Annotated in this window: 16 protein-coding genes and 2 pseudogenes; 9 read left to right on the top strand and 9 right to left on the bottom strand. The window is 59.5% G+C overall.

Going from position 1 to position 16,799, the window contains the following annotated elements; all coding sequences use genetic code 11:
- Positions 1-10: 10 nt before the first annotated feature.
- Positions 11-1,348 (bottom strand): alginate export family protein, encoded by a 1,338-nt coding sequence (locus HCF10_RS29950; protein WP_167656990.1) that lies wholly within the window; start codon positions 1,346-1,348, stop codon positions 11-13.
- 117 nt (positions 1,349-1,465) lie between these two features.
- Complete coding sequence (locus HCF10_RS29955; protein WP_167656991.1) at positions 1,466-2,728, bottom strand: serine hydrolase domain-containing protein; 1,263 nt, start codon at positions 2,726-2,728, stop codon at positions 1,466-1,468.
- Positions 2,729-2,866: 138 nt separating this feature from the next.
- Between HCF10_RS29955 and HCF10_RS29960 the strand changes: the two are divergent.
- A pseudogene (locus HCF10_RS29960) lies at positions 2,867-3,115 on the top strand (pectate lyase); the annotation flags it as partial.
- A gap of 90 nt (positions 3,116-3,205) precedes the next feature.
- Here the strand turns inward: HCF10_RS29960 and HCF10_RS29965 are convergent.
- Both HCF10_RS29965 and HCF10_RS29970 read right to left on the bottom strand, forming a co-directional pair.
- Positions 3,206-4,786, bottom strand: a complete 1,581-nt coding sequence (locus HCF10_RS29965; RefSeq protein WP_167656992.1) for a GMC family oxidoreductase — start codon at positions 4,784-4,786, stop codon at positions 3,206-3,208.
- A gap of 64 nt (positions 4,787-4,850) precedes the next feature.
- Complete coding sequence (locus HCF10_RS29970) at positions 4,851-5,624, bottom strand: alpha/beta hydrolase (protein ID WP_167656993.1); 774 nt, start codon at positions 5,622-5,624, stop codon at positions 4,851-4,853.
- A gap of 88 nt (positions 5,625-5,712) precedes the next feature.
- Between HCF10_RS29970 and HCF10_RS29975 the strand changes: the two genes are divergently transcribed.
- Entirely contained in the window at positions 5,713-7,152 is a 1,440-nt protein-coding gene (locus HCF10_RS29975) for an HD domain-containing phosphohydrolase (protein WP_167656994.1), read from the top strand.
- Positions 7,153-7,175: 23 nt separating this feature from the next.
- Here HCF10_RS29975 and HCF10_RS29980 read toward each other — a convergent pair whose 3' ends face one another.
- Positions 7,176-8,093, bottom strand: a complete 918-nt coding sequence (locus HCF10_RS29980) for a LysR substrate-binding domain-containing protein (protein ID WP_131699795.1) — start codon at positions 8,091-8,093, stop codon at positions 7,176-7,178.
- 107 nt (positions 8,094-8,200) lie between these two features.
- Between HCF10_RS29980 and HCF10_RS29985 the strand changes: the two genes are divergently transcribed.
- The 3 genes and pseudogenes from HCF10_RS29985 to HCF10_RS31605 all read left to right on the top strand — a co-directional run.
- Entirely contained in the window at positions 8,201-8,533 is a 333-nt protein-coding gene (locus tag HCF10_RS29985) for a nuclear transport factor 2 family protein (RefSeq protein WP_167656995.1), read from the top strand.
- Complete coding sequence (locus tag HCF10_RS29990) at positions 8,527-9,303, top strand: SDR family oxidoreductase (RefSeq protein ID WP_131699793.1); 777 nt, start codon at positions 8,527-8,529, stop codon at positions 9,301-9,303. The genes HCF10_RS29985 and HCF10_RS29990 overlap by 7 nt, the downstream gene beginning before the upstream one ends.
- 52 nt (positions 9,304-9,355) lie before the next feature.
- Positions 9,356-9,514, top strand: a pseudogene (locus tag HCF10_RS31605) (IS4 family transposase); the annotation flags it as partial.
- A 70-nt stretch (positions 9,515-9,584) separates the two neighbouring features.
- Here HCF10_RS31605 and HCF10_RS29995 read toward each other — a convergent pair.
- The gene (locus HCF10_RS29995; protein ID WP_167656996.1) at positions 9,585-11,240 is read right to left on the bottom strand and encodes a methyl-accepting chemotaxis protein; all 1,656 of its coding nucleotides are present in this window, start codon (positions 11,238-11,240) and stop codon (positions 9,585-9,587) included.
- Between the two features lie 301 nt (positions 11,241-11,541).
- Between HCF10_RS29995 and HCF10_RS31610 the strand changes: the two genes are divergently transcribed.
- Positions 11,542-12,081, top strand: coding sequence for an AAA family ATPase (locus HCF10_RS31610; RefSeq protein WP_131699791.1), 540 nt, complete (start codon positions 11,542-11,544; stop codon positions 12,079-12,081).
- A 151-nt stretch (positions 12,082-12,232) separates the two neighbouring features.
- Here the strand turns inward: HCF10_RS31610 and HCF10_RS30005 are convergent, their stop codons facing one another.
- Together HCF10_RS30005 and HCF10_RS30010 are read right to left on the bottom strand one after the other, a co-directional pair.
- Positions 12,233-12,577: a DUF6124 family protein gene (locus HCF10_RS30005; RefSeq protein WP_167656998.1), complete on the bottom strand. Its 345-nt coding sequence runs from the start codon at positions 12,575-12,577 to the stop codon at positions 12,233-12,235.
- A 442-nt stretch (positions 12,578-13,019) separates the two neighbouring features.
- Positions 13,020-13,955 (bottom strand): alpha/beta fold hydrolase, encoded by a 936-nt coding sequence (locus HCF10_RS30010; RefSeq protein WP_167656999.1) that lies wholly within the window; start codon positions 13,953-13,955, stop codon positions 13,020-13,022.
- A gap of 96 nt (positions 13,956-14,051) precedes the next feature.
- Between HCF10_RS30010 and HCF10_RS30015 the strand changes: the two genes are divergently transcribed.
- Both HCF10_RS30015 and msrA read left to right on the top strand, forming a co-directional pair.
- A complete protein-coding gene (locus HCF10_RS30015; RefSeq protein ID WP_131699788.1) occupies positions 14,052-14,633 on the top strand; it encodes a CGNR zinc finger domain-containing protein in 582 nt (193 codons plus the stop codon).
- A gap of 94 nt (positions 14,634-14,727) precedes the next feature.
- Complete coding sequence (msrA, locus tag HCF10_RS30020; protein WP_167657000.1) at positions 14,728-15,234, top strand: peptide-methionine (S)-S-oxide reductase MsrA; 507 nt, start codon at positions 14,728-14,730, stop codon at positions 15,232-15,234.
- A gap of 288 nt (positions 15,235-15,522) precedes the next feature.
- Here the strand turns inward: msrA and HCF10_RS30025 are convergent, their stop codons facing one another.
- Positions 15,523-16,029, bottom strand: coding sequence for a hypothetical protein (locus HCF10_RS30025; RefSeq protein ID WP_167657001.1), 507 nt, complete (start codon positions 16,027-16,029; stop codon positions 15,523-15,525).
- A gap of 290 nt (positions 16,030-16,319) precedes the next feature.
- Here HCF10_RS30025 and HCF10_RS30030 point away from each other — a divergent pair, with 290 nt between their 5' ends.
- Positions 16,320-16,679 (top strand): addiction module antidote protein, encoded by a 360-nt coding sequence (locus tag HCF10_RS30030; protein WP_131699785.1) that lies wholly within the window; start codon positions 16,320-16,322, stop codon positions 16,677-16,679.
- Positions 16,680-16,799: the final 120 nt, after the last annotated feature.

The following is a 16,799-nucleotide window of genomic DNA, read 5'->3' on the forward strand; positions in this document are numbered from 1 at the left end:
CTCGCAGCACTTAATAGCGGTAGGTGAAATACAGTTCCAGCGCACTGAACATCTGGTCGTTGCCGAACACCTGTTTGGCGGCGGCCAGTGGCTTGACCCAGTTGTAGGACAGCGACGTATAGAACGACGGCGTGGGTGTCCAGTCGAGGAAAACCACACTTTCGTCAGCAAAGCGCCGATCGCTGACCGGTGCGCCCATGTAGTTTTTCTCGTCCAGCCAGAACTGGTAGTGAATCGCGCCGAGGGTCAGGGTGTCGTTGAGGTGGGTCTTGAGTGAAAACTGCTGAACGTTTTCGTTGCTGTTGAACAGCAGGTAGTTGCCGACCACGTCCCCGACCAGCCAGGTGCTCCAGTCGACGAAGCCTTTGCTCAGTGGGTCCCAGGCTTTTTGCCGGTTGTCGGTGAGGTTGTCGTCGCCGGAAAAGCTCGCGTAGCGGTAGCCGAGGATCGGCGTCAGCGGCAGGGTGCTGAAGGCGTAGTCGGCCTGGGCGTACCAGGCGTTGGCATCGTAGTCGACGCCCTCGCCGCTGCCACGCTCCAGCGCGTACTCGGCATTCAGCGTCAGCGCCTGTACGCCGGGCACCTTGGCGTTGAGCGCCCGCAGGTTGTACACCTGCATCCCGTCCCGACGGCGCGGGAGCGTGCTGCCTCTGGGGCCAAGGGCGTTGACCTTCATGGCCATGGCGCCGAGCGTCACCTGGTCATCGAGGTTGTAATCGAGGTTGACGCCGGTCATGCGGAAATCGCCCAAGTCGTCATCGGTACGCAAGGTGAAGGCCTGAGACTTCAGCGCGCCATGATCCCAGGCCAGGATCGCCGAATCCTTGAACGCGGTTCGCGGGCCGAGCCAGTAGGCGGCATCCTTGTACTGATCGAGGTTACCGTCCATGACGATGAACCCCGTACCGATCATGTAGTTCTGGCGGCCGGCGGTGAGCTTCCACTCGCCGGCGCGAAAACCGCCGTAGAGTTCTTCGGCTGCGGCCTTGCCATCGGAGCTGCGGCTGAAGCCACCCGCATCGCCATCGCCGAAGGTGCTCGCCGCCACCAGGGAACCGCCCGCCAGCAGGCTGAAATCCGGTTGCAACGCATACTCAAGCTTGACCCCCGGCTTTACGTAGACCTCTTGCCAGTTGATCCTGGCGCCGCCGTTTTTACCGTTGCGTGCATCGACCTGGCCGCTGCCGAAGTTGACGCCACGGGTAAACAGCGTCGCCCCACCCGCCGTGAGATTGACTTCACCCTTGAGATCGCCGTCCTCAAAGGTGTAGCCCGCCAACGCGACGTGGGTGGTCAAGGGTAAGCCGAACGCTAACAGCGCTCGGGAAAAACGCTTGGTGAAAACCATAAGAAGCTCCTGTGGAATTATTGTTGTTACAGGGCAGTCAATGGCGACGCAGGGCGCCGCCAACACCTGGGCAAGCCAGGTGAATAGAACGCAAGACTCTTATTGTTTGGGCGTGGATCAGTGACTCAGGTGCGCGGTGATCGCGCGCAGCATGCGCACGCTGTCGTTATCGAACGGGCTGACCGCATCGGTGAGCGACGATTGCTTGACGATCACCACGCCGGACGGCTTGTCGATGAACAGGTATTGGCCGTGGATCCCTCCGGCCATCAGGGCCTGGCTGTGGTCGTTGAACACGTACCACTGGCTGCGATAGGACGCACCAGGCGTCCAGCTGGAGAACTCGGCATTTTGCGCGTAGATCGCCGGATCAGAACCGGCGGCGATACGGGCCACGGTCTCGGGCGACAGCAGCTCAACACCGTCCTGGCGACCGTCGTTGGCGAGCAGGCGGCCGAAGCGTGCCATGTCTCTCAAGGTGGCACTGAAGCCCGCCCCGGCAACGTTACGGCCCCAGGGATCAGCCATGAAATAACCGTCGCGGTCGCACCCCAAACGCCCCCAGATTGCTTCCAGCATCTGACTGCAGGCCTTGCCCGAGGCACGTTCCATGACCCATGCCAAGACTTCGGTGGTGGCGGTCACGTAATGGAAAAAGCCGCCGTGTGCGCCACGTTTTTTCAGTGACGGCAGGTATTGGTACAGCGATTCAAACTGGGCGTATTGCGCCGGTGCCGGCTGGAAACCGCAGGCATAACCGTACTGCGAACTCTCGGAGGCGGGATCGTCATACACCTCGCTGTAGTCGATGCCCACGGCCATATCGAACAACTGGCGCACCGTGGCATCACCAAACGCACTGCCCACCAGCTCAGGCACGTAGTACGCGGCGGGCAGCTCGGGCTTGAGCATGCCGTTGGAAACCAGTTGTTCGCCGAGGGTGCCGATCAGCGACTTGGTCACCGAGAACATGATGTGCCGGTCATCCGCGCGCTGGCCGTTGAAGTAGCGCTCGAACAACACCGTATCGCCCTGCATCACCAAAAAGGCGTCGGTCTGGCTGGCCACAAGGTGTTCGATAACGCTGATGCTCAGCCCACACTCGCTGTCGAAATACAGGCGGTCCAGCGCCTTGGGCGCTTCCTTGAGCTGACCGGCAGGCGTTGAACCCGCCGCCACATCAATCGTGGGACGCAGCCGCGCCAGATGACGGAACCCCCACTGGCTGAAGGGCGCACGCATCCAGTTGTGCCACGTTACTCGGTGATTCGGCTCGGCCGGGAAGCCCTGCATCAGCGCAGGTGCCACGCGAGTTGCAAAGGACGACTCGTTGGCCTCGACGTAAAGAGTCGCCAGTACAGAGGGGATTTTAAGACTCATCGGGATAACCCTGAAAATGACTCTGCGTGTGAGCAGATGCACAGGAATAATTATCCGATATTTTATTTTAGTCAATAAAACATTTTACTCGATATCTATTCGATCAATTGTACGACAGCAAACCAGTGGCAAGGAGGTCCCTCGAGAAACGCCCATGGCGTGGGCAAGAACGCGAAGATCTTTTCCGAGGTCAATGCCTTCGCAATCAGCGGTATCAGCCGTTGCGACACGATCAGCGTCCACCTTGACACCGGCTCAATCCTCAACGGCAGCGCATTAAGCTGCTTGTGGAGTTCAAGCATCGGCTGGAGCCTGCCGTACAGCTGCACCCCGCTGGCCGCCGATAAGGTCGCCGCCGACGTCAAGGCCAAGGCCGGCGCGAACTGAGAACACCAAGCTTGAGCGATGACGAGCAGCCCGACGGCCTCTCGGCAATCAGCGTTCGCAGCTCCGACAAGCATGATTTTCAGCTGAATGTCATTCATAACGCAGCGCTGTGGCCGCGGCTGTTACACCCTGCGCAGCGAGGATAAGATCTGCTGCTCGTTCGGCGATGACGACGCACGGCGCCATCGTGTTGCCGACGGTAATTCGCGGCATGATCGAAGCATCAGCGACGCGCAGTTTATCGATGCCATACACGCGCAGTTGATGGTCGACCACCGACATCGTATCTCGGCCCATTTTTGCGGTGCAGGACTGGTGCCAGTAAGTCACGGCAGAGTTGCGGATGAACTGCTCCATAGCGCGATGTTCTTTCGGACCGGGCACGACTTCGCGTTTGACCAGCCCGTTGAAGGCTTCGCTGTTACCGAGCGCCCTGCACAGGTCGATCGACGCATACGCCGCGATCATATCTTCGGGCGCGCTCAACGAGTTCGGCTCAATGAGCGGGACATCCAGTGGCCCGGCACCCGACAGGCGCACGCGCCCTCGACTGGCAGGCCTGGCCAGCCCAGCGAACATTGTCCAGCCCTGGTGTGGCGGCTCAATCGCGACCTCAGGCGGAGAGGGGACTGCAAATGCCAGTTGACACTGCAACAGGTCCGGGACATCCAGGCGACTGTCGCTTTTCCAGTACAAAGTGGTTTCGCATCCGCCGCTACCGACTGCCTGGGGGCGTAGATACTCCCACGTACAGCCAAAGGCGAGATGGTCCTGAAGATTCTGGCCCACGCCGGGAAGGTGATGGGTGGGTGCGATGCCGTGGTTTCGCAGTTCATCTTCCGGGCCGACTCCCGATTGCATGAGCACCTTGGGTGTCTGCACCGCGCCCATGGACAGGATGACCTCGGCTGCGGCATAGAAGCACTGCCGTTCGCCGGCGATCAGCACTTCGACACCGATAGCCCGTGTACCGATAAGCAATAGGCGGGTCACCAATGCCCCTGTCAGCACCGTCAAGTTCGGATAGTGCAACCGTGGCCGGATGTAGGAGTCGTAAACAGATTCGCGCTTGCCCTGGTTAATGCGCAGGTCGGTAATAGCGATCCCGCCCGGGCCTTCCATCATCTCGCCATTGGGACTGTCGAACCGGGGGATACCCAGACGGCTGGCCGCCTCCAACGTTGCCCACGCGAGGGGTTGAGGCGTGGCCGGCTGTTCGACATGCACGGGGCCACCTGAACCACGCCGAGTGGCATCAGGGCTGCCTTGCCAGTTCTCGATCCTGCGGTAGTAATTGAGTACCGAATCGTAGCCCCAGGCCGGGTCGCCGGACTCGGCTGCGAAATGGTCCCAATCGGAGCGGTGCCCGCGCGACCAGACCATCACATTGATGCTGGAGCCACCGCCGAGTCCCTTACCCATGCTCAGGGATAGCCGTCGACCATTGAGGTGCCGATTGGGTTGCCCCTCGAATGCCCAGTCGCGCGTTGAACCTAGGTTCATCGGCCATTGCGCCGGTTCGACAACCTCAGGGCCCGAGTACCCCTCGCCAGCTTCAATCAGCAAGACGCGTGCGCTTTGCTGATCGGCGAGACGGGCTGCGACCACGCAGCCCGACGTACCTGCACCGCACACAATGAAGTCATAGTGTTGATCACGCAGATGATTCATGCGCACGCTCCGTATCGATGCAGCGATTGAGTTTGCGGTTATCAGTGGCGTCATTTCCCTGCGATCATTTCTCACCAACGCTGTGCACTGCCTTAAGAATCACTGCGGCGACCTCGGCCGGCTGTGACTGCTGGGGAACATGGCTGGTGTGCACCTCTGCCAGGGTGGCACCGATACGCTTGGCGGCAGAGCGCTGGACGTCGGGGTGGATCATCCGGTCTTCGGTGGCTAGCAGATACCAGGACGGTTTGGTCTTCCAGGACGCGACGGTCGTTTTATCGTCGAAGGCAGATGCCTTGATGGGACCTTGCGTGGCGGTCATGACGGCGGTCTGGGCTGCCGGGAGATCCTGGGCGAAGTCCTTGGCCATGCCTTCCGGCGTCAAATAGAGAAAACCGTTGGCGTCTGCCTTGATCTGACTGATGCCAGGGGGCGTGGGCGCGCCTTTACCTTGTTCGCCGCTGGTTTGCCCGGCCTCCGGCGCGAAGGCGGCGACATACACCAGCGCGCTGACCTTCGGGTCGCCACCGGCCTCGGTAATCACGGTGCCGCCCCAAGAGTGCCCGACTAGAACCACCTTACCCTGCTGGTTACTCAAGACGCGGCGCGTAGCGGCAACATCGTCGGTAAGTGAGGTGAGCGGGTTTTGCACAACCGTAACGGCCACCCCTTGGGCTTGGAGCAGTGGCACCACTTTGGTCCAATCGGAGCCGTCGGCGAACGCGCCGTGTACGATCACCACGGAGGGCGTTGTATCCTGCGCATGACTGGCGCTTGCGATGAAGGTGCCGGCTAGGGCAAAGGCGACGGTAGCGATTTTCGATTTGAATGTTTTCATTGGATGAGCTCCTGTTCGGGAGTTCAAATTCTGCTGACTAGCCTGCAGTGTGGGCATCGGTCAATTATCCGACCCTGGGACATTTTTCATGGATAGTGTGTTGCAACTGGACATCTCCCTGGACGGGGCGCTGGCGACGATCGCCCAGATCGGTGACCTCAGCATGGGACAACCACTCGGTCATTCCCGGCGTGTTGCCGCACTGGCGCGGATGCTGGCGCGGGCTCGGCACGGCGACGGTGAGCACCTGAGGGTAGCGGAACAGGTTGCCTTGCTGCGCTGGTCCGGTTGCACCGCCAATGCCGAAGGCTTTGCGGATTTGCTGGGCGACGACGTCGATGGCCGCCGCGCGATGCTCGATTTGACGCTGGGCAATGAGCAAATGAACGCGGTGCATCAGGCAACCCCGCTTGCCGTCGTGCACTGTGAGGTGTCTGGAGCAATCGCCAAAACCCTCCAGCTCGGTGCCGCCGTCGAGGCAGGCGTGTGTCGCGTGTTCGAAACCTACGACGGCACTGGCCGGCCACTGGGCCTGACCCATGAGCACATTCCAGAGGTCGCCTATCAGGTAGTACTTGCAGGTGATCTGGACATTCTCAGTCGTGCGCACGGCCTGGACGCGGCGCTACGCTGGATCAGAGAGCAGTCGGATCGGCGCTACCCGGCGTCGCTAGTCTCGTTGCTTCTGGGGAACGCAAAGGACTGGCTGGCGGATTTGGAAACGCTTTCGAAAACGGTTGACCACGCGCATGAGCAGCGTTGTGTCTCATTGACGTTGGTGGGCGACATCATCGACTTGAAGCTCCCGTGGTTGGCAGGGCATTCGCGGCAGGTAGCGCATGTCGCCGTGGAAGCTGCACGCCTGTGGGGGCTGCGGGAGTCCACTTTGACAGAAATTGGCAAGTCCGCGCTCATCTACGGTCTCGGCCGGGCGGCCGTTTCGAACCACCTTTGGAATACCGCAGGGACGCTGCCATACGGCGCAGCAGAGCGGGTGCGCCTTGTCCCTTACTGGACGCAACAGGCGCTTAGGCCTATCACTGAACTGGCCGTACCCGCAGAGATTGCATCCCATGCCTATGAACGGCTCAACGGCAGTGGCTATTTTCGAGGCGTGGCGGGTGATGCGCTGTGTGCCGAGCATCGCCTGTTCGCCACATCGGTAGCCTGGGTCGCGCTAACGGAAGCCAGGCCATGGCGATCGGCCCACGGCGAAGCGGATGCAGCCAGGTTACTCAAACAGGATGCTGGCAGTGGCTTGTTCGACAACGATATTTGCGAAGCAGTAATTGCCGCCGCAGGGGGGGAGCGTCGCATGCGTCAACCGAAGGCTTCGGTACTCACGACTCGCGAGTGCCGCATCCTGCTGGAGATCAGTCGTGGCGCCAGCAACAAGCAGGTGGCGCGGCTGCTGGACATCAGTCCGAGTACGGTTCGCACGCACGTGGAAAGCATCTTTCGCAAACTGGAATGCTCGACCCGGGCAGCCGCTACCTTGAAGGGACTGACACTGGGGTTGATTGCCTGAGCCTGGTCCCGGTCATGCCTGGATCATGCGAGCCCGTCCTCGACGGCCTGACTGGCGCGTGCCAGGTCGATGAACGCCTTGGCTGCCGCGCAGGGGTTGCGGCGGTTCGGGTAGTACAGGCACAGCTTGTCTCTGGGCGGTGTCCAGTCTTCCAGAGTCCGCGCGAACAGTCCCGCGCGGATTTCGTCGCGAACGTCCTGCTCCATGAAAAAGCCGAGCCCCATGCCTTCCTGCACCGCAAGCTTGACCACGCTGGATTCATCCAGCGTAAGCGGCCCGCTCACGTCGAGACGAATCACTTCTGCGTCCCGCTCGAAATACCACGGGAAAATCGCCCCATTCGGTAGTCGAACGCGGATGCATTGATGCTGGAGCAGCTCGGATGGCGTTCGCGGTTTGCCGTGTTTTTCGAAGTACGCCGGCGAACCGACCACAGCGTACCGTTGCGGCTGGCCGAGAGGGATCACAATCATGTCATTGGGAACGAGGCTTGTTGAGCGCACGCCGAAATCGAAGCCGTCAGCAACGATATCCACCAGACGGCCTTCGGTCACGAGATCGATGTGTACTTTCGGATGATGCTTCAGGAATTCCATCACCAGTGGCAGGAGCGCCGATCGGGCAGCGCTGGCGAACGCATTGATACGCAGCGTGCCCGAGGGCCCGGCGTTATGTGATCGCACTGCATCGAGTGCAGTGCGCAAATCCTGCAAGGCTGGTCCCACCTGCTCCAGAAATATCCTGCCCGCTTCGGTAATGGCCACGCTACGGGTAGTGCGATTGAACAGCCGCGATTCGAGACGGGCTTCCAGTTGGGCAATGGTGTTGCTCAACGCGGTGGTGGAGACGCCGAGATCGATAGCGGCTTGCCGAAACGACCCCCTGCGTGCGACCGCGATAACAGCGTCCAGCTCACTGAGGCCTATACGATCTTGTGACATTTATTGTCCTGAATTTCGGGATAGGTCATAAAGTTAGTCCCAGTTGAGCAAACTATCCGTCAGGTAGCAAGATCGCTTCATACAACCGCATTCTGGAGAACGAACACATGACACCTCAGCTTCCCGACGTCGTGCAGACGTACTTTGCAGTCAGTAATGGTGGCGATGCGGCACAACTTGCGAGCTGCTTCTGCGCTGACGCCACGGTTTGCGATGAGAGAAAAATATACGAAGGAACAGCTGCCATCGAAGCCTGGCAGCGGGAGGCACGCAGTGCGTTCATCTATCAGGTCCAACCACTGCAGGTCCTGCAAGGGCAGGGCAGACTGACGGTCATTGCGCACCTTGTTGGGAATTTCCCCGGTAGCCCGGTACAACTGAGTTACGTCTTCACGCTGGAGGGCGGTCGAATCCGTTCCCTGGAGATCACGCCATGCTGAATCTAGGTTTGACTGGCAAGCGGGTCTTGGTCACCGGTGGCACCAAGGGCATCGGCAAGGCTGTCGTCGAGTTGTTACTGGCCGAGGGCTCGAAGGTCATTACCTCGGCCAGGCAGGTGGACGTTGAAATACCGGGCGCTCTTCTGATTGCGGCTGATCTTTCGACCCGGGAAGGTTGTGACGTGCTGATCGCCGCGATCCAACAGCGGCTGGGGGGCGTGGACATAATGATCCATGTCCTGGGTGGTTCGTCGTCACCCGGCGGCGGTTTTGCTGCGCTGGACGAGGAACAGTGGCAACGAGAGCTCAGCCTGAATCTGTTGCCTGCGGTGCGCCTCGACCGCGCCTTGCTCCCGGGTATGCTGGAGCGCAAGGAGGGGGTCGTTATCCACGTCACCTCCATCCAGAGTCGGCTGCCACTGCCGGAAGCTACAACAGCGTACGCGGCGGCCAAGGCCGCACTTTCGACGTACAGCAAAAGTTTATCGAAAGAGGTTTCGCCCAAAGGCATCCGCGTGGTTCGGGTTTCGCCGGGCTGGGTTGAAACCGAAGCGTCGGTCGCATTAGCCGAGCGACTCGCGCAGGAGGCAGGTACTGACTATCAAGGTGGTAAAGAGATCATCATGAAAGCACTTGGAGGTCTCCCACTCGGCCGCCCGTCCACGCCTTCCGAAGTTGCTGACCTGATCGGTTTCCTGGCTTCGTCGCGAGCAGCATCTATCACGGGAAGTGAGTTTGTGATCGACGGCGGAACGGTACCAACGGTTTAGCCGTCTGTTTGCAGGAAGGCGCAAAATACTGCCATAGCGGCCATCGTTTGGCAGCACGCATACCGGCGGCTACTACAAAGCACGCCAGCGCTTGCCGGTTGAAATAGTCTCCAGCTTGGTTCGACGCAGCAGCCATCTGATCAGCGCGCACTGCGCTGATACGCAACTGTGGATGGGAAGACCGGTTCGCCTGGCCGATGGCACGACGATACCTGCGTCCTGCGCCTAACCGGGGGCCATTTCTCGCAGCAACGCGGCTCGCGATGAAACGGCAACAGACCCTAGAGCTGAAAGCGCGAGATGTTCTCTCGCAATGTCACGCTGGTGCGTGCCAATCCTTCGCTTTCCTGCTGAGCGCTGCGGAAGGCTGCAGCGGATTGCTCGGCGCTTTCGCTGACGGTCACGATGCCCCGGCTGATCTGCTCGGCAACGGTACTCTGCTGCTCGGCGGCAGCGGCGATTTGGTGGTTCATGCCGTTGATCCGCTCGATCATGGTGACGATCGTGCTCACCGCTTCACCGGCCTCGGAAACACCGGACACCGACTGCGCGCTGGAGCGCTTGCAGCGTTGCATATGCTGCGAGGTCTCGTCGGCAATTTTCTGCAGACTGGCGATCAGCACCTCAATCTCTGAGGTGGCCTTCTGGGTACGCTGTGCCAGGCTGCGCACCTCGTCGGCTACCACCGCGAAGCCGCGTCCGGCCTCGCCAGCACGGGCAGCTTCGATGGCTGCATTGAGGGCCAGCAGGTTGGTCTGGTCGGCCACCGACTTGATCACTTCAAGCATGCTGCCGATATTGCCGGTTTCATTCTTCAGCCGGCCCATGGCCATGTTGGACTGTTCGATTGTCTCGGCCAGCTCGCCGATCATGTTGACGGCATCTTTGGCCTTCTGCTGGCTGTACAGGGCCGCGCTATCGGCCTCGCTGGCGGCACTGGCGGCGGATTCGGCATTGCGCGCGACATCCTGCACGGTGGCGGCCATTTGGTGAACGGCGGTGACAATCTGCTCGACTTCACACTGTGCCATGGCCACGCTTTCGGCGTTTCTCAGGCTCGACTGGCTAAGCTCCTGGCTGGATTGGGCCACGGTCTGTGAGGACAGGTTTACGCCCCTGGTCATGTCCCGCAGGCTCTCCTGCATGCTCAGCAGGGCGGCCATGATGCTGGCTTGTGGTGGCTCAAGCGTGCGCCCGCTGGCGCGCAAATCGCCCTGGGCAACCCGTTGGGCGAGCTGGTTGAGTTCACTCGGTTCGGCACCCAGCGCGCGCAGCAGGTTGCGGCTGATGACGTAGCCCAGTACCGCTGCGAGTAAGACGGCCAGCGCAGTAATGGCGAGCAGCAGGTTGCGTTGTGACAGATAGTTTGCGTCATTTTCGCTGACCTGCCGGTCTGCTTTCTGGTTGGTGTAGCGCAGGTATTCGCCAATTGCCTGGGTCAGCTCGGCCAGTAAGGGGGTGCACTGCTCGCTGACCATGCGCAGGGCCTCGTCGTTTTCACCCTTGAACAGGTGTTCGGCAATGGTGTGCGCTACCGGTTTGTAGCGGCTCTCGACCTGCTCGATGGTTGAGAACAGTTCACGTGCCTTGGGCGACACATCACCATGGCTATCAATTGCCTGGCGTAGCGCGGCGAGGCTGCTGGTCACCATTTGTTCGTTGACGGCAATCGCGCCCCGCTGCTGTCCTCTCTCGGTGACATTGCTGTTCAAGGCGATGTTACGCAGGGCAATCGCGCGCTGGGCGGCGGCGTCGTTCAGTGTGTTGGCCAGGCGGGTGCGTGCATCAACGCCATTAACGTAGAGGAAAAATTCCTTATTGCTATTAGCCAGGGCGTACAGCGAGATAGCGGCAATCAGCAACATAAACGCGAGCAGGCTGGCATAGCCGGCATAGAGACTGGTCCGTGTCGAGAGCCGGGGAGGGTGCGATGGCATATGATGTACCTGCGTAATGGGAGGAGCAATTAGAGGCACCTGCAAGGGTATGTATTCGCCCTTGGTCCGCATCCTGCGCAGGTATTCTTTTGTTCGACGGCGACGGGTAGCCGCGTTATTTCCTGGTCAGTTGAAACTTGTACAGGTTTTTATGTTTGTACAAGTCTTGTACAACTATATTGGGATGATGTCGTCATGACATCATGCAATCCCGATGAACGGTCAGTAACCTCCGGTTTCCGGCATTGACGTAAAATCGCCACCCCAAAAAATTCAGCTTGAATAGCGAGAAGGTGCTTCGATGCAACGGGTGATGATTGTTGGTCAACCTGGGTCTGGCAAAAGCACGTTGGCGCGTAAGCTTGGTCAGCTCACGGGCTTGCCGGTCGTTCATATCGACACTATCCACTGGCAGCCAGGTTGGAGAGAACGAAGCCGGGACGAGAAGACGCAGCTTTGTCTTGAGGTCGAGGCCCGTGATTGCTGGATATTCGAAGGTGGTCATTCAGCCACTTGGGACAACCGGATGGCCCGTGCAGATGTCTTGATATGGATTGATCGTTCGGCGACGCTTCGATTCTTGCGCGTACTGCGCAGAACGCTGCTCCAACGCGGTCAGTCGCGGCCTGACTTGCCGCATAACTGCCCCGAACTGCTGGCGAACCTGCCGGAGTTTTTTAGATTCATGTGGCGGACGAAAAAATCAGCGCGCGCAAAAATGCAGCAACTCGTCGCAACTGCGCCGTCGGCTTGCCGTGTGGTTTATCTGCGGTCTAATCGGGATACTAGGATTTTTCTCGCGAGCATTGGACATTCGACTGGCCAGACTCCGCGGGACTGATCGACGGCTGACGGCTTCTCTACGGAAACTGCCGATCACGAACTCGCGTTGAGACGGGTTAGGGGATGGGTCTATTCATTCCGAAAGAAAATCGCCGAGTCTTCGTAAAGCGAGTCACAAAGACTCAGCGATCTATCGAGTGGGTGGAAGGTTAGCTGCCCGCTCCAGCCGCCTCCCGCTCCATCAACTTATCCACCAACAAAACCCCCAACTCACTCAGTTGGTGAATCGCCAACGCCACATCCCGCTGCTTCCCCGTCAGCTCATCCGACAGGTCAAGCAACAACGCAGTAACCGAAGAAAAAGTCTCATAGCTATTGGCAATCAGCACTTCAGTGCTGGCATCGTCAGCAACGCTGAACAGCGTCGTCGTGGGTGGGGGAGGCTGCTCTGGCGGTTCGGCGCCCGCGTTGAGGTAGTGATCAATCGCACGGTGCGCCGCCTGATTCAGTTTCAGGTCGGGACCGTTCGGAGGGTTAGGCGTGACTTTGTACATAACGGAATTTCCCTGTCAGGGCCGACACCGTTTCGCTACTAAACAAAAGGGTGGCAGCTGTACGCAGGTTAGTAGACCGGGGAATTCCGCAAAGCCGGCGCACCCGAAGGTGCCCTGCGCACAGCCGCCATCAAGCACAGACGGGAAGTCTGGTGGATGAAGCTTGTGCACTAAGCGAAATTCGACCAAGGGCTACTAAACCCGATCACTGAGTTGTCAGCGACCGGGCCACCTTAGAGACGCCCACTCAAGCGCACAAGCCGGCGGATTCTGACGCAACTGTAGGCAACGGAGCAAGGCGCTGCAGCTTGCTGTAGGACATGTCCACAAGGTAGGCGCGAGCTTGTTTGCGAAGAATCTTGGAGCGCCGCGTGAAACCAGAGTCGGCGTTATCGTTGACGTTTTTCGCGAGCAAGCTCGCTCCTACATAGGGTTGCGCTGATTACTGGAGGTTCTTGTCCAGGAACGCCCGTATAACCGGAATGATCTCCTTGCCATGGGTTTCAAGCGCAAAGTGCCCGGTGTCATAAAAACGAACATCCGCCTTGGGAATATCGCGCTTCCATGCCTCGGCGCCGGCCGGCAGGAAGAACGGGTCGTTCTTGCCCCACACCGCGAGCAGCGGTGGCTGGTACTGGCGGAAGTACGACTGGAAGGCCGGGTACATCGCTACGTTGGAGGCGTAGTCCAGCACCAGGTCGAGCTGGATGTCGGCATTGCCTGGCCGGGATATTTGCAGCCCTTCCAGCGTGTAGCCATCGGGTGAAACCGAGCTTTTGTCGGCCACGCCTTCCAGGTACTGCCACTTGATCGAGGCAGGGGTTGGGAAGTCGTGCAGGGCTTCACGGTTTTGTTGGGTCGGGGCGTGCCAGTAGCGTTGGATGGGGGCCCAGCCGTCGCCCAAGCCTTCTTCGTAGGCGTTGCCGTTTTGGGAAATGATCGCGGTCACTCGCTCCGGATGGGCGACGGCCATGCGCCAGCCTACGGGGGCGCCGTAGTCGTGGACCATCAGCGCGTATTTATCGAGTTTGAGCTGTTCGGTGAACTGGCCGATGGTCTTCGCCAGCTGGCTGAAGGTGTAGGCGTATTCGCCGCGCGGCGGGGCTTCGGTGAAGCCAAATGCCGGCAGGTCCGGCGCGATGACGTGGTAGCGGTCGGCAAGCTCGGGCATGAGTTCGCGGAACATGAAGGATGAGCCGGCGAAGCCGTGCAGCAGCAACACGGTCGGCGCGCTGGGGTCGCCCGCCTCGCGGTAGAACACCTTTACGTCACCGACCTGCTCGTAGCGGTAATGCACTGTGTTGTCTGCATGGGCCGTGCCGCTGATCAGCAAGGAGGCGGTGAGCCCGGCAGCGGCAATGGCGTTGGACGTGGTCATGGTGTGGCTTCCTGTGTAACCGTTAAAGTTTGTGTTTGAAGGTTATGCCTGGATTTGGTAACCTGTCAAACATATTTTATTGGTTACAGGCTGCCCATGAATCCGAACAGCACTGCTTCAGGCGCACTTTTTCTGGCTGACAACCTTGCCCTCGATTTCATCAACTCCGAGTACGGGGTGGGTGATCAGCGCCATGACTGCTTCGTCGATGATCACAGCGTTATGAGCTGGCTGACCCAAGCGGGGCTGTTGCCCGAGCAGGTTGACCCGAAGGCGCCGAATGGGCTGCTGGCCCTCGCTCGCACGCTTCGCGCGAGTTCAAGGGCGGTGGTGAATGCGGCAATGACAGGCGTTCCCGTCGATCTTGCGGTGATCAACCAGGTGCTTGAAGCGGGTCGCCCGGTGAGCAGGCTGGAATGGGCGCAGGAGCAGAAGGCATTTCGGCTTGCCACGCATCCTCGGGACAGCAGCCCGGCCAGCCTGCTTGGGCCGGTGGCCGAGTCGCTGGTGGGCTTGGTCACGAACGATAAGTTTGAATTCGTCCGCCAGTGCGAGGCCCACGACTGCGTGCTGCTGTTCCATGACCTGAGCAAATCACACCGCCGCCGCTGGTGCAGCATGGCGACCTGCGGCAACCGGATGAAGGTGGCGGCGTTTCGTTCCAGGAATAAACCTTGAGTCGATAGGGGGGCAGTTTTTCTTTGATTGAACTTGGTATTGCTCAGCATTGCCCCATAACTATCCCTGTCTCCATTAACCGCAAGGACAGACCATGACCAACCCAACCGAAACCGCCATCCTCGCCGGCGGCTGCTTCTGGGGCATGCAAGACCTGTTGCGACGCTACCCCGGCGTGCTGCACACGCGCGTCGGCTACACCGGTGGCGATGTGCCGAATGCTACCTACCGCAACCATGGCAACCATGCTGAAGCGATTGAGATCGTGTTTGACCCGGCGGTGATTTCCTACCGGCAGATCCTTGAGTTCTTTTTCCAGATCCATGACCCGAGCACGCCGAATCGTCAGGGCAATGATCTTGGGCCAAGCTATCGTTCGGCGATTTACTACCTGAGCGAGCAGCAAAGGGATATTGCCGAAGATACCGCGGCTGACGTGGATGCCTCCAAGCTGTGGCCTGGGCCTGTGGCCACGGAAATTGAGCCCGCCATGGAGTTTTGGGAGGCGGAGCCGGAGCATCAGGATTATCTGGAGCGGATACCGAACGGGTATACCTGCCACTTCGTCCGGCCGAATTGGAAGTTGCCCACGCGGGCTTGAACGTGAGTAGCGTCGGGTAGGGAAGGTCAACGGCGGCAATCCAGATCCGCCTATAGCCCCCAGGTTATGGCCATTTAGGCACAGCGCTGGTTGCCGCTGCGTCTTCTGCTTGTGCAGCGATCATGTCATCTGCACTGGAGCGCGCCTGAGTAGATGAAATACACCACATGCGTACGCCATAGAAGGCTGAAGGCCAGGGAACATCGCTGTTTTATCATCACTGCCTACGTCCTTGTCGTTAGGCAAATGCCATGGCCTTTCAGGTATGAATGGCCACGTCCGGTTGACTCAAATCCCTTCCTGCTCCATCAGCCTGGCCGACAGCGCTTTCAGCTTCAAATAGGGACCTGTGAAGCGCGTGCCCCCATCCAGTGGGGTGAGCGTGATCCGCTCTGAATCGCACCGATGAAATGGGGTGAACATGCGTTTGTTCGGGTAGTAAACGCCTTCCGGCGTCTTGGAATACTTCAAGGCGAGCATCGCGTTTTGCAGTGCAGTGGGGCTGATATGCCTGGCAATGCTCGACTCGGAAAGTGCTGCGTCGTGGTACAGCCTGTACATCGCCCCTATGCATCCACCCAGGGTGCCGCCATAGAGGACGTTGCTCTTGAATGTGTCGGTTATGCCGACGCTTTGTGCAACAAACAGCATAAGAGCCGTCGTTACAAAACAGAGGAGGGCGCTTTCCAGCAGTGCCAATGCCTTGTAAGGGTCTACGGCCAGTTGGTCTTTGAGCTTAAGTCGTGTGATGGCCGTGTCGGCGTGTTTTGGCGCGTGGGTGTCAAGCGGTTTCAAGCGTTACCCCTCCTGGGTTGAGTCTTCCTGATCGAGAACGGCTCGCATTTTACGCAAAGTGAAGCGGCTGTGCAGGACGTTTTCTTTGGGCTTCATCTCTATCGTTTGCCGCCTCAGCTTGGCCCCCGATGGCGGAGTGTCAGCCACCGTGATAGCGGGCGAATGCGCAGGTGCTGAGGCATGGTGAAGGTTAGACACAGGCGCTATTAGACACAGGCGCTAATAGTATCGATCGGCTGCTTATGCGAGCGGTGGACTAGGATTTTTCTTCCGGAGTGTTCCGGACTCACATGCCGATCCTCGATCTTGATACCTCCGGTACCAGCATCTATGAAGCGTCGCGCTTCCTCGATAGCCCGGAAACCATCAGCGCTTATCTGGCGCAGAGCATGAAATCTCAAGACCCGCAGGTGCTCATGAAAGCGCTTGCCGAGGTCGCCAAGGCCCAGGGCGTGAACAAGGTGGCGGAGTCTGCGGGGGTTAATCGCGAGAGCCTATATAAGACGCTGAAAGGCGGTTCTAAAACGCGTTATGAGACGATTCAGAAGTTGATGCTGGCGTTAGGCGTGGAACTGACTGTGCAGCCGATTGCGGCGGTGGCAGTCAAGAAAACGGCAAGTGCAAGACGGGCTGGGGCCGGTAAGTCCTGACGCGCGGTTTAGCGAGCGACCACAACCCTTGAAAAATACCGAGGCCCCCTGTGGGAGGGGGCTTGCTCCCGATAGCGGAGTGTCAGTCGATATATGTCTGGCTGACACACCGCAATCGGG

Source organism: Pseudomonas sp. B14(2022) (assembly GCF_012030485.1).
GTDB lineage: Bacteria > Pseudomonadota > Gammaproteobacteria > Pseudomonadales > Pseudomonadaceae > Aquipseudomonas.

Bases quoted from the DNA above. Each gene is read 5' to 3' on its own strand.
- HCF10_RS29950 (WP_167656990.1), bottom strand. From the start codon at position 1,348: ATGGTTTTCACCAAGCGTTTTTCCCGAGCGCTGTTAGCGTTCGGCTTA.
- HCF10_RS29955 (WP_167656991.1), bottom strand. From the start codon at position 2,728: ATGAGTCTTAAAATCCCCTCTGTACTGGCGACTCTTTACGTCGAGGCC.
- HCF10_RS29965 (WP_167656992.1), bottom strand. From the start codon at position 4,786: ATGAATCATCTGCGTGATCAACACTATGACTTCATTGTGTGCGGTGCA.
- HCF10_RS29970 (WP_167656993.1), bottom strand. From the start codon at position 5,624: ATGAAAACATTCAAATCGAAAATCGCTACCGTCGCCTTTGCCCTAGCC.
- HCF10_RS29975 (WP_167656994.1), top strand. From the start codon at position 5,713: ATGGATAGTGTGTTGCAACTGGACATCTCCCTGGACGGGGCGCTGGCG.
- HCF10_RS29980 (WP_131699795.1), bottom strand. From the start codon at position 8,093: ATGTCACAAGATCGTATAGGCCTCAGTGAGCTGGACGCTGTTATCGCG.
- HCF10_RS29985 (WP_167656995.1), top strand. From the start codon at position 8,201: ATGACACCTCAGCTTCCCGACGTCGTGCAGACGTACTTTGCAGTCAGT.
- HCF10_RS29990 (WP_131699793.1), top strand. From the start codon at position 8,527: ATGCTGAATCTAGGTTTGACTGGCAAGCGGGTCTTGGTCACCGGTGGC.
- HCF10_RS29995 (WP_167656996.1), bottom strand. From the start codon at position 11,240: ATGCCATCGCACCCTCCCCGGCTCTCGACACGGACCAGTCTCTATGCC.
- HCF10_RS31610 (WP_131699791.1), top strand. From the start codon at position 11,542: ATGCAACGGGTGATGATTGTTGGTCAACCTGGGTCTGGCAAAAGCACG.
- HCF10_RS30005 (WP_167656998.1), bottom strand. From the start codon at position 12,577: ATGTACAAAGTCACGCCTAACCCTCCGAACGGTCCCGACCTGAAACTG.
- HCF10_RS30010 (WP_167656999.1), bottom strand. From the start codon at position 13,955: ATGACCACGTCCAACGCCATTGCCGCTGCCGGGCTCACCGCCTCCTTG.
- HCF10_RS30015 (WP_131699788.1), top strand. From the start codon at position 14,052: ATGAATCCGAACAGCACTGCTTCAGGCGCACTTTTTCTGGCTGACAAC.
- msrA (WP_167657000.1), top strand. From the start codon at position 14,728: ATGACCAACCCAACCGAAACCGCCATCCTCGCCGGCGGCTGCTTCTGG.
- HCF10_RS30030 (WP_131699785.1), top strand. From the start codon at position 16,320: ATGCCGATCCTCGATCTTGATACCTCCGGTACCAGCATCTATGAAGCG.